We start from the raw sequence: 11,825 nt of genomic DNA on the forward strand, positions 1-11,825 counted from the left end.
ATGTAACAACATAAACCGACTGACGTACCCGCGCGAAGATGCGAGAACTAACAGAAATATTTGATGATAGCTTTCTACCGCTTCGTCATCAAGTGCACTCCACGAGATTGCAACCGATTTACGACCGACAGATCACCACTCTATTCGGTACGCCTCGGCGTCGATCGTTCGTTTGTCGGTCGTATGGAAATGGAACTGTCGCGGGAGATCGAGATCGACGGCGAACGCGTGGGTAACGGTTCCTCCGTGATCGTCAGCGAACGCCTCGATGAACGCGTGGCTCCCATCGTTGTGTATCGAGTAGGAGACGGTTGCGATATCAGACGTTGCACGGAGGAACGCCCGATCTGCGTGCGCTCGTCCTTGTTGTGCGCCAAATGGCGGATTCATCAGGACTGTAACCGGTTCATCCAAACAGAGTGGGAGACGGGTTGCATCACCGCGTATCCACGCTGGTGTCACTGGGGGCGTAACGCAGTGCTCGTTTTCGCGGGCCGACGAGAGCGCACGCTCATCGCGGTCGATACCGACGATTTTGCTCGCTCCACTCAGCGCCGCACCGAGCGCCAGCATCCCTGTTCCGGTTCCAAGATCGACGACAGTATTTGCAAGATCTCCGTGTGTGCCCGCGAGATGAATGAGATGGGCAGCGATATCCGCCGGCGTCGGATACTGCTCGAACTCGATGCGTGGCTCCTCGAAGCCAGCGACCGCCGATAGTTCGCGTTCGAGCGCACCCCGTCGCATAGCACGCCTAGTATTGGGACGAATAAAAGCAACTGCAAATTAGACACACAACCCAGCCACAACTGCGACTCGATCCGAGTGGTAGCGACAGTCACCACGTTCCGTGGAACGTATCGAACGAGAGATCTTCGAGGGGTGCGTTGCCGACAGCGATCTCGTATTCGCCCGGCGTGAGCATCGGCTTGTGGAACTGTGGTCCGTCGTCAGTTGTGATGCGTGGACAGCCGGTGTTCACGAACGCATCGAAACCGAAGTTTCGCAGGCGATCTGGTGTCACTTCGTCCATCGTGAGGAGGTAGGCGTTGTCGTTGTTCTCGACAATTTCTATCGCGGTCTCCCACCGTCCCTGTCCGATTTTCGTACAGAAGACGACGCCCCATGTTTCGGCATCCATCGCCCGGTGAACAGCTCCGTAGCGTTGCTTCATGAACTTCTCTGTGTCGGCGATCGTGACGACGTTGTTCACTGGATCGGCGATCACGACCCGTTTCTCGGGGTGTTCCATCGCAAGACCGAGCGGATGGAACTTCCCGCCGCCCACATAGAGGATCTGTTCGGCATCAATATCTGCACTCGCGTAGTTACAGCCCAGCACCTGTCCCTCGTGGGTGAGGCGTTCGTCGCCACGGCGCGTATGAACCGTGTAGCCCCGCTCTTCGAGCCACGAGCGCATCTCGTCGAATCGGTTCATGTGCTGGGCGGTCGTGACGAGGCCGACCTCCTCTTCAGGGAGCTTTTCGAGCGCTTCCTCCATGATGGGAGCCACCTCCACGTTCGAGAACAGCGGGACGTAGATGATTTTATCCGACTCCTTCATCGGCGAGTGACCGAAGTGAACGAACACGTCCGTCCGGCGCAGCAAGTACGTATCGAGATCACACGCACCGTAACACGGCTGCCCCGAAATCATGATGCTGACGTCGTCGCCGAGTAACTCCCCGAGATCGTCCGCGACAGCCGATCCACGTCGTTTCAGTCCTTCTGGAAACTGTAGGCCAACCGTCGTGGCGTCTCGCTCTTCGCATGCCTCGACGATACGCTCGAGTTCGTAATCCCACTCGCGATCGTGTTTGAGCGACAACCCCGTCTTTCGGAGATCACCCTCCGAGAACTCCGATCCGTGACTCATTATACGATGCAGTGGATCAGTGCGGATAACGCGTGCGGTTCAACGATCGTTCGGTTCTCACTTTGCTTTCACTGAAGGTGTTGTGTCGTCGTGCTCTGGTGCTTCACTGTATGATTGGTTCACGTTTCTCGCGTTCTGAACGCTCGGTCCGAGCAGAAAATGAGCAAAATTTGGAATATACACCAAGTTCACTTCTCCGTTCAAGTAGCAGGCCGAATTTGGGGGAGGGTCATTTTTCGCCACACCTAAACCATCTCGCTTCCAACTGCGAGTATGAGCACCGACACGACGCCGGATGTCGAGACGATGCCCGAAACGACGGCGACGGAGTTGGCGAGTGATCTGGGGGAGGCGATCACACAACTTCCGACTTACCAGCGATTCCTCGAAGCCAAGGAGGCCGTTGAGGAGAGCGAAGAAGCCCAGGAGAAAGTCCAACAGTTCGAACAACAGCGCGAGGAGTTCATGCTCGCACGCCAGACCGGCAGCGCAACCAATCAGGACCTCCGGGAGCTACAGGCCGCCCAAGAAGAGCTTCACGACATCCCAGTCATGAGTGAGTTCCTCGAAGTGCAATCGGAACTCGAACTCACACTACAGGAACTCAACGAAACGATTTCTGAGCCGTTGGCAATTGATTTCGGCGAGAAATCCGGCGGCTGCTGTCAAGACTGAGTGTTCAGTCTCAATCTCCGTGCGCACCGTTTCAGAGAGAGGGGACCGTAAACTCGTACGGCAGATCCTCCTTCCGTGCGGTGTCGAGAACGCGCCTCATGAACTGTGTTTTTCCCTTGGAGTAGGCACTGAGATCATCGTGCGTGTCGGACAGATCACGCTTTAGCTCCTCGTACTCACGACAGAGGTCGGGATACATCCGGAGAACGTCGCGTGTAACAACACTGATCTTCCATCTGTCACTCGATACGGCGAAGACGTGATCGTTGAACCGTTGACCGTTTTCCACGCGAAAGACAGGCTGCCACTGATCTGAATTTTTCACACGTTTGCCGCCCCATTCGGCTTCGAGCGCCAGTGAGACATCGCTCACTGTACCATCGTTGACGATGATATCGAGATCGACGATATCTTTCGCCGCGAGGTCGGGGACGGCAGTCGAGCCAACGTGTTCGATTCGCTCAATGTGCGCGTCAAGTGCATGCGTCGAAAGCGCCGTACGGATACGATCGCGCTCTCCGGTGAATTGCTCGCACCATTCTTCATAATTAGATGACACGAGTTCGATTGGATCGTCGTCCACATCGACCATTATCTCACCAACTACTGAGGCGTACTTCAGCTTGGTCGAACTGTGTTAGGTGCTATCATGGGAAACGAGTGTGCGCGACAGGCCGTCTGATGCGGTATCGGACGATTTGGCGTTCTTACTGTGCCCATTCTAACAGCCGTTCATAAAACGGGTCGCTTCGAAGCGTGTCCGCATCTCCCACGAGACAGAGTGCTTTTTTCGCCCGCGTGAGCGCGACGTTTACCCGTCTGCGGTCCTCGAAGATCGGGCTGTCGAGCGATTCGGTAGCAACGAACGAAACGATGATGACCTCCCGCGAGGAGCCTTGAAAGCGATCAACTGTATCGACCGTGATCTCATCTGGAACGCGCTGTGTAATCGCAGCCACCTGTGCGCGAAACGGGGCGATGACGCCGATCTCTTCAGAGCTGACGCCCACTTCCCTGTATGTGTCGACGATTTCTGCGACTCGCTCTGCTTCGATCGGATTCACGTTCCCGTTCTCTCTCCCATCAGGATCGACGAACGAGACCGCATCGTGGAGTTCAGTTGGAAGCTCATCTGTCGAAACGGTTGGAAGCTCATCAAGTCGCTGGCCGGCGATCGCCGGTGTTGCCGGCCGCAGTTCACCGTCGTAAAACGCATCCGATGAAAAATACTGGATGCGCTGGGCCATCCGATACTGGCGATCGAGCGTGACCGATGCGTCCGGAAAGCGTTCGATGAGCCGTTCGAACAGCGAGGTGTCAAGGTCGGTGTCGGCTCTGACGACCGGTGGGAGCTGTTGGTGATCGCCGACAAGGACGAACCGCTCTGCGAGGTTGATGGCAGCGAGTGTTCCTGGTTCGGTGAGTTGACTCGCTTCATCGACGATGGCTACGTCGAACTCACACTCTTGCAACACGGACGAACCACACGCAGCAGCCGTCGCAGCCACGACGGGAGCGTTCTGGAGCTTCGTGACCCGTTCTGTTGGATCACCTCGATAGTCAAAGCGGGCCTCCTGCATCGACGGACTAACGCTGTGCTCAGATCCGATTCTGATGAACGCATCGAAGCCCTGCTCGTCGAGACATTCGAGCGCGTTGTCGACGGCTCGGTTCGTAAACGCCGCCAACAGAACCCGATCGCCCTGTTCACAGAGCGCGCGCACTGTTTGTGCAAGCGTGTACGTCTTTCCAGTCCCGGGTGGGCCGTGGATGAGCGCACAGTCGTCGGCCGTCACCGCTAGCTTCACGGCACGATTCTGCGCCGCGTTGTTCTCGATGAACGTCTCGTCACTCTCGCCGAACGACGGCTCACGACGCCCGAAGAGGATGTCTTTCCGGTGGCTGTCTCCTTTCAGAACAGTGTCGTGAATTGCCGTTTGCAACACGTTGAGGCCGTAATCAGAGGGATACACGTCGAGACGACGGAGTTCGACCGGTTCGTCCGCCGTCACGACGATTTCACTGTCGAGCCGAATGACTCGGGCAAGTTCTGCGTCGCCACGTGTTGGGTGGCCGTCGCTCGCCAGAACAACGTCACCCTCACGTATCTTAGAGACAGCGTCGGTTCCCTGCGCGCGAAGTTCCCACGTTCCGTCCGCTCGCTGGTCGTGCCCGAGTGGCTCGAGATCGATGAGTGCTCTGTCGTCGTCTGCGCGCTCTGAGGCTGATTGGGTCCACAGCTTCACGTACTCGCGGTGAATCTCACGGCGTTCGGCCTCAATTGCACGATACAGCCGCTCGAAATACTCGCGCTCTTCGTCGGAAACGGAATCGCCAATCGCACCGGCTTTTGATTCCTGATCGAGCCGCCCCGCAACGACCATGCAGGTGTCGCGCACGAAGCAGTACTCACAGACTGCATTGCTTTCCTTGCCTGTTGGAACCGACAGGTCGTACTCCATGGCGGCAAGCTCGTTTCGTGCACGAACCACGAATTCGAGAAGTCCAGATCCGATCGAGAAGTCCTTCGCTGGTGAGAGATCCCCCGACGCTTCTGCGCGGTCAATCGCCGAGTTCTTCGTATACAGCAGCGTTCCCGTATCGGGTGCTGTTTCGTCGTGTTCTCCGAGTAAGAGCGCATAACAGGTCGCCTGTACTTTATCTTCGAACCGTGGTTCTGATTTGGTGTTCTTCCCCGTCTTGAGCTCGACCGGTACACCACGTCTAACGGCGTCTGCACGACCCTTGATGGCGAACGTCTCACTGATCAGCGTCTGTTCTGATCGCCACTCGTCTTGTTCTGTGAGCCTCCCCTGTTCGAGCCAGCCCTCGATGGCTCGCGCGTTGGCTCTGACGTCGCCCGCGACAGATTCGGCATCACGCCCGAGCAGCCCGAGCTTCAGCCCCGCGTCCGCGACCTGATCCTCGATTGATGCATCGAGGTCTCGCTCTCGGAGCAAGTCGCCAAACACCTCGTGGACGAGCGATCCCTTCACGAGCGGATAGGAGAGTGATGCACTCGTGAACTTATTCAGGTAGTACTGGCGCGGACACTGCACCCACTCGCGGATGTCGGTCACGTTGACCAGAAACTCCGGTTCAACAATAACGTACGACTCACGCGTAGTGGAATACTGTGTCTCACCCTGAAATTCGCGCGCTTCCGGCTCGGTCACGCGGATCGACATCCCGGATTCGAGCAGCTCGGCCGTCTCGACCCACGATCCCCACAGAGTAACTGTCACAGGTGCACCCGCTCCCCGCTCCGGACGCATCGTCACTTCAGCGAGCTCGCGGCTGCCGTGGCGTGTGCTCACTGTCTTCGGTTCATCAACGCTGACGACAGGGCCGCAAAGCGTCACACCCGAACTGGAACGGCCACTCGAAAAGAGGGTGTCGGTTGCAGAAGTTTGGACCGTCAGTTCCTCGCCGGCACGAGACGCAGGCTCGCGTAACCGTTATTCTCCTGACTCTGTAAGCCGATATATGGACTGTGACAAGTGTGGCGATCAGGCAGTGATGAACGCCGCGTACTCTGGCCTGCATCTCTGTGAGCGCCACTTCTTTCGCTCGGTCGAAAAGCGCGTCAGACGGCGCATTCGAGAGGATGCACTCATTGGTGATGATGCATCGCCCGAAACGCCAGAGAATTGGGTCATCGGTCTCTCCGGTGGAAAAGATAGTGTTGTCCTCACGCACATTCTCAACGAAACGTTTGCGAACGATCCACGCATCGAACTGATCGCCCTCACGATACACGAAGGCATCGAAGGCTACCGCGATGCGTCGCTAGAAGCGTGTCTCGATCTCACTGATGAAATCGACATTCGCCACGAGGTCATCACCTACGAGGACGAGTTCGACCTCCAGATGGATGATGTGGCCGAAACGGATCCCGAGGGGATGGCTCCCTGTGCGTACTGTGGTGTTTTCCGTCGAGATATTCTCTCTCGGTATGCAGAACAGTTCGAGGCGGATAAGCTCTTTACCGGCCACAACCTCGATGACGAGACCCAAACCGCGCTGATGAATATTTTCGAAGGTGATGTTGCACAGATTGCAAAACACTTCGACGCCAGTCTCGGCCGCTTTGAGCATCCGAACAACGACGGACGGACGCGCACCGAAACAGAGGCGTTCATTCCGCGCGCAAAACCCCTTCGAGACATTCCCGAAAAGGAAATCGCACTCTATGCGCACCTGAAAGATCTCCCGGTACATATGGCAGAATGTCCACACGCGAGCGAAGCGTACCGAGGTGAGATCCAACAACTGCTGCTCTCTCTTGAAGAGAATCATCCTGGAACACGCCACTCAATCATGGCCGGCTACGAGGAACTCGCTGGTATTGCTGCCGAACAGTACCACGATGACGGTGGTCCCGAATTAAACGAGTGTGAACGCTGCGGTGCGTCGACAACCCAACAGCTTTGTCGGAAATGTCAACTAGTAGATGCAGTTCATGCTGCGTGATTTCTATTCGTCGGTCAAGAAACGACACACGTCATCCTACTGCCGTTAAATTTTAGAAACGATTCATGACAGTACCGAAGTGTAGATCTCCTGTTTATTTTCTCTGGGAGATAGGTTATCTAATGACATCGAGACCATTGTTGGTCTCGATAGGATCCTGTCCGCCGTCGGATTGCGCGCTTCCGAACTCCGTTTCTGTCTCCGTGTTGACCTGATCCAGGGCAGCACGGCGTGAAGCATCTGCCTGCTTTTGTGTTGTTGGGCCGAGTATTTGGGCACTCTGAACGCCCGTCATGATCGCCATGACACGGACTTTGCCCTTGTACTCTTCTTGAATGCGCGCACCCCAAATGACGTTTGCGTGGGCTTCGAGTCGCTCGGTGATCCGTTGAGCGATTCCCTCAGCCTCCTTGAGTGTGAGGTCTGGACCGCCGGTAATGTGGACCAGCCCACCGGTTGCGCCTCGATAGTCGACATCGAGTAGTGGGTGGCTCATTGCGTCGCGGACGACCTCTTCGGTTTTGTTCTTATCCTGGGTCTCACCAACAAGCATGACTGCAACACCACCTTGACCCATGATGGCGGTCATGTCTGCGTAGTCGAGATTGATGAGCGATGGTTGAGTAATCGTCTCGGAGATACCCTTGACTGTTTCGGCGATGATCTGGTCCATCACCGAAAACGCCTTTCCAATCGGGAGATTTGGGACGTAATCGAGCAGCCGATTGTTATCGAGGACGATGATAGAGTCGGCCTCGTTACGAAGCTGCTCGAGTCCCTCTTCTGCTTTGACGGTCCGTGCCCGTTCGACGTTGAACGGGGTTGAGACCATTCCGACGACGATCGCACCCAGCTCCTTTGCAACTTTCGAGACGACAGGTGCCGCCCCGGTGCCCGTGCCGCCACCCATGCCAGCCGTGACGAACACAAGGTCGGCACCCGAGAGAACATCTTTGACCGTTCCTCGAGCCATCTCTGTCGCGCGCTCGCCCATTGCGGGATCGCCACCCGCACCGAGTCCTTGCGTGAGTGTTTTACCGACGAGAACTTTCGTATCGGCCTCGATCATCTGTAGGTGCTGCTTGTCAGTATTGATCGCAACTGTGTCTGCACCTTCGACGCCAATATTGTAAAGCCGATTAACCGTATTGTTCCCTGCACCGCCACAGCCAACGACAACAATACGAGGATCGCCGAACTCGTCGATGTTTCCCGCATCTGCCATCTCACGCTCTTCGTCCTCAGCGTGTTCGAGCGCGTCGTTGACGAGTTCTTGCATCGTCAGGCACGCGCCCACGGACGCTTATTTTCCCGTCGTTGACGCTCCGCGTTCTCTTCGTTAATCATATCACGAACAGCGGACCGAATCGCCTCGCTTCGGTTCGGGAACTCACCCGTTTCGACCAGCTGTTCCACTGCTTCGATCTGTTGTTTTGGAATCCGTAGTGTCACACGCTCCATGGTTTTCCCCTTTCCGGTAAGACGATCAGACGCACGTCCGCCCCGCGTCTTACACGGCGAAATCACACGAAAGCGACCGAATCACTCCACACGATTCGCCGTGTAAGACGATCGTCTTACGCAGGTGTGTGCATTATCGCCGGTGTAATAAATCTTTGCCCTATGTATGACATTGCCGTCTGATACAGTGCAAATAGATCAGGAGATGGTGTAAAATTAAATATCTATGTCTGATCGAGAACGTCCGCCGCAGGCGTGCGACGGCCGCAGCTGGGGCAGAACGACCAATCAGAGCGAATTTCATCACCACAGTCACAGAACACCCGCCGACTCGATTTTTCTCCACAGTTGGGACAGTAAACGTGGGGTTCCGAAAGTGGTTCACCGCACTGAGAACACTGTTTACGTTTTGCCTCGGATTCATCCTCTGGCGTAGTACGCGTCTTACACTTTTCAGCTGATTGTGACGACTCATTGTCCAGAGACGCCTCATGCTCTCCGTCTACGGTGATGTTTACGTTGATATCTTGTGGCTCTGATCGTGTAAACGCGCCTGTGGAACGTTCTGTGATGAGTTCGTCGACTCGCTCGCGCACGATCCGATCGATTTCGATCCCAGCGTCGGGAGCAGCACGAGAATCAGACGTCTCGACAGAATTTTCGAGATAGGAGCGTAGCGCTTCGCGCATGATCGCGCTCTTGGAGGCATCGAACTCCTCCAACTGGGCAATGAGATCATCGTCTGCGCGAAACGTGATCTTGCTCATTCGTACCGTCGTTGTTTCCCAAACTATTTTAACGTTGGTGCCAACGTCATACGTCCGTCAGTCACACACCAGAATGGTTCACTCCGGCGAAAAAAGACAAGGGTTAAATTGGGGTTAGGACATACAAATGAATGACCGCTCTTAGCTCAGTCTGGCAGAGCAGTCGACTGTAGATCGACTTGTCCCCCGTTCAAATCGGGGAGAGCGGACTTCCTGTCACACAGCATCGTGGGAGCCGTGAATAGCGATGTGTCTGGAATCCGTCTCGGTATGATCTGAGTCAGTCGTGCCGAAGGGATGACGCATTTCACGTCGAGAAGAGTAGATTTGAATAGTTGCCAATCCCATTCGAATACTCTCCGTTCTATTCTCCGAAATTAGATGATTCAACCACCAAACCAAATGACTGGCTGTTAATAAGCGGCCAGAAAGCATATTCCGAACATCTCTAAGTGACTCACATAATGACGTATCAACGGGTGCCGATTAGCCGGCGGTCATTTCTTTCTGGAGCAACCGCTGCTGTTGCTGGTGGTGTATTTCTCGGAAAGAGCAACCCGGTACGAGCGGACTCGGATCCGACAGGCGACGAGCAGTGGACACAGCTTGGTAAGAACGCAGCATCCACCCACTCCGCCATGACCGGTGTTGGACCAACAGGCGATATTTCTATCGCGTGGGACGCGCACAAGAGCGTCCATGGATACAGTGGGGATTCAAGCGTGGGGGCGGTCGTCGACGGAACGGTGTACGCCTCGGGCACTGGTCTGGTTGCGCTTGATGCGACAGATGGGACCGAACTGTGGAGCTTTGGTGCCAAAATCCCCGACAGAGAGTACCCAGAATCAGGAATTACAGGGGATATCGAAACACCAGCGGTCATGGACGGAACCGTGTTCGCTACTGTCCGCTTTGGAGTCTACGACGCAGATTCGTCCGTTTTCCATACAGCCATTGTCGCTGTGGATGCAGAATCTGGTGAGAAACAGTGGCGTATTGATGTGCCGTACGGTCTTTCGTTTTCGGAACTGACAGCAGTCGACGGATCACTGTTCGTGAACGGTCCGGATATGGACGGTGGAGATGGCCTATTCCTGTACGTCCTCAACGCGGATGATGGATCAGTGCAGTGGCGCCAGCCTATACAAAGGACTGAGTTCGGCACCCGTCCGCGCGATTACTACTCGGCCCCAATCGTTGCCGATGGGTTGGTGTTCGTTGCACCTCCCAACGGCGTCAACGCCTACGATGCGGCTAGCGGCGACCTCGTCTGGGACGCCCTTCCTTATGTGAAAGATCTCTCTGTGGCGATGGTCTCGGAGGAAACGCTGTTCGTGAATGAGAACAGCAGGCCGGGAGCGACGATCATCGCACTCAATGCGAGGACCGGAGATGACCAGTGGAAAACAGCCTACGGCGGAGATATTCGCGTGGCCATGCACACAGTCGATACGGAACGGCTGTACATCTCCACGAGCGAAGACGACAGCGATGTCGTTGCCCTCGATCGGTCCACTGGGAATGAACGCTGGCGGACGACCATTCCTCAGCCCACCAATGAAGAGCAACCCCGAATGTGGATACCAAACCGTGGCATGATTCGCGTCGGGGAACTGTTGTACGTCGGTGGAGCTGCGTTGCAGCCGTCAGACGGTGAAATTCTCTGGAAAAAGGAGCTCAGAGAGGTCCCGTCAGGTGGCTATTCGTTAGACGCCGTCGCCGGGGGACAGATGTATATCAGCGACCGCGGTCTCGGGGGTGGTCTCGTCGTACTGGAAGGGACGAAAACACAGACAACGACGCCAACGCCCCAACCGGAGAACACCGAGCAACAGGGTGACCTCAACGAGAGAACTGACACGTCACATCGAACCCAGTCGGACGATACTACTGCTCGAACTGATACGTCACATCCTACCCAGTCAGACAATACTGACCAATCGACGGCCGACCACACCGAGAAAACCGACACGCCCAATCACACTCAATCGGGCAGGACGATCCAACAAGCCGCCGAAACAACACCGCAGGCGACCCCTACCCAAACCGGCACCGCTTCGAACTCCGAACCCGCAACTCGCGCAACTGACGCAACGACCGCCACTGACGGACCAGGATTTGGTCTGGTGACAGCTATCGCGGGCGTTGGAGTCGGTGCGTGGCGATATCTTACCACCGACTAACGTATCCTGTATCTGATCTGGGACTGTCCCGATCCTTCCGGGTCGGTTACCCACACCAGAACAAATTGTCACCATCTGATACAGTCCAGACCACGAGACCTACTTCCCGAAGAAGTCCGTATCAAATATCGGTGGCCTGATGAGAAAACGAACGAATCTTTCGAGGCTACGGTCTCAAACAATTGCTAGCTGTGCCCCCCTGTTGTGACTGTAGCTGTGGACGTGATTGATTGGTACAGGCGGTGTACCAACGTCGAGCAGTAGATGCTAAACGCAGTAGCACCATTACTGTCGTATACTCGAACGGATCTGCTTGTTCTATGTTTGTAAGTCATGAGTGCTATTGTCTTACGCAATCTGTATCAGAGCAGAATTTATTATGGCGTTGTA

Annotated in this window: 10 protein-coding genes and 1 tRNA gene; 4 read left to right on the forward strand and 7 right to left on the reverse strand. The window is 55.7% G+C overall.

The window, feature by feature from the left end; translation table 11 throughout:
• Nucleotides 1-132: 132 nt before the first annotated feature.
• Together MW898_RS17955 and dph2 are read right to left on the reverse strand one after the other, a co-directional pair.
• Nucleotides 133-747 carry an METTL5 family protein gene (locus tag MW898_RS17955; RefSeq protein WP_248909410.1) on the reverse strand — a complete coding sequence of 205 codons (615 nt, stop codon included), beginning with the start codon at nt 745-747 and terminating at the stop codon, nt 133-135.
• Between the two features lie 91 nt (nt 748-838).
• Nucleotides 839-1,876, reverse strand: coding sequence for a diphthamide biosynthesis enzyme Dph2 (gene dph2 / locus MW898_RS17960; protein WP_248909412.1), 1,038 nt, complete (start codon nt 1,874-1,876; stop codon nt 839-841).
• Nucleotides 1,877-2,182: 306 nt separating this feature from the next.
• Between dph2 and MW898_RS17965 the strand changes: the two genes are divergently transcribed.
• Nucleotides 2,183-2,551, forward strand: coding sequence for a YlbF/YmcA family competence regulator (locus MW898_RS17965; protein ID WP_373689886.1), 369 nt, complete (start codon nt 2,183-2,185; stop codon nt 2,549-2,551).
• A 31-nt stretch (nt 2,552-2,582) separates the two neighbouring features.
• On the opposite strand, the gene MW898_RS17970 is transcribed toward MW898_RS17965, so the two are convergent.
• Nucleotides 2,583-3,143 (reverse strand): GrpB family protein, encoded by a 561-nt coding sequence (locus MW898_RS17970; RefSeq protein WP_248909417.1) that lies wholly within the window; start codon nt 3,141-3,143, stop codon nt 2,583-2,585.
• A 115-nt stretch (nt 3,144-3,258) separates the two neighbouring features.
• Nucleotides 3,259-5,913, reverse strand: coding sequence for an AAA domain-containing protein (locus MW898_RS17975; RefSeq protein WP_248909419.1), 2,655 nt, complete (start codon nt 5,911-5,913; stop codon nt 3,259-3,261).
• Nucleotides 5,914-6,037: 124 nt separating this feature from the next.
• Between MW898_RS17975 and ncsA the strand changes: the two genes are divergently transcribed.
• A complete protein-coding gene (gene ncsA / locus MW898_RS17980; RefSeq protein ID WP_248909422.1) occupies nt 6,038-7,024 on the forward strand; it encodes a tRNA 2-thiolation protein NcsA in 987 nt (328 codons plus the stop codon).
• A 115-nt stretch (nt 7,025-7,139) separates the two neighbouring features.
• On the opposite strand, the gene ftsZ is transcribed toward ncsA, so the two are convergent.
• From ftsZ to MW898_RS17995, 3 genes are all read right to left on the reverse strand, one after another.
• Nucleotides 7,140-8,249 (reverse strand): cell division protein FtsZ, encoded by a 1,110-nt coding sequence (gene ftsZ / locus MW898_RS17985; RefSeq protein ID WP_507237219.1) that lies wholly within the window; start codon nt 8,247-8,249, stop codon nt 7,140-7,142.
• Nucleotides 8,250-8,305: 56 nt separating this feature from the next.
• Nucleotides 8,306-8,485 (reverse strand): transcriptional regulator CdrS, encoded by a 180-nt coding sequence (gene cdrS, locus MW898_RS17990; RefSeq protein ID WP_248909807.1) that lies wholly within the window; start codon nt 8,483-8,485, stop codon nt 8,306-8,308.
• A 224-nt stretch (nt 8,486-8,709) separates the two neighbouring features.
• Nucleotides 8,710-9,252 (reverse strand): double zinc ribbon domain-containing protein, encoded by a 543-nt coding sequence (locus MW898_RS17995; RefSeq protein ID WP_248909426.1) that lies wholly within the window; start codon nt 9,250-9,252, stop codon nt 8,710-8,712.
• A 135-nt stretch (nt 9,253-9,387) separates the two neighbouring features.
• Between MW898_RS17995 and MW898_RS18000 the strand changes: the two genes are divergently transcribed.
• Nucleotides 9,388-9,461: transfer RNA gene (locus MW898_RS18000), tRNA-Tyr, on the forward strand.
• A gap of 255 nt (nt 9,462-9,716) precedes the next feature.
• On the forward strand, nt 9,717-11,435 hold the full coding sequence (locus MW898_RS18005) for an outer membrane protein assembly factor BamB family protein (protein ID WP_248909428.1): 1,719 nt from the start codon (nt 9,717-9,719) through the stop codon (nt 11,433-11,435).
• The last annotated feature ends 390 nt before the right edge of the window (nt 11,436-11,825 follow it).

The sequence above is a fragment of the Halocatena marina genome, from assembly GCF_023276375.1.
Classification (GTDB): Archaea; Halobacteriota; Halobacteria; order Halobacteriales; family Haloarculaceae; genus Halocatena; species Halocatena marina.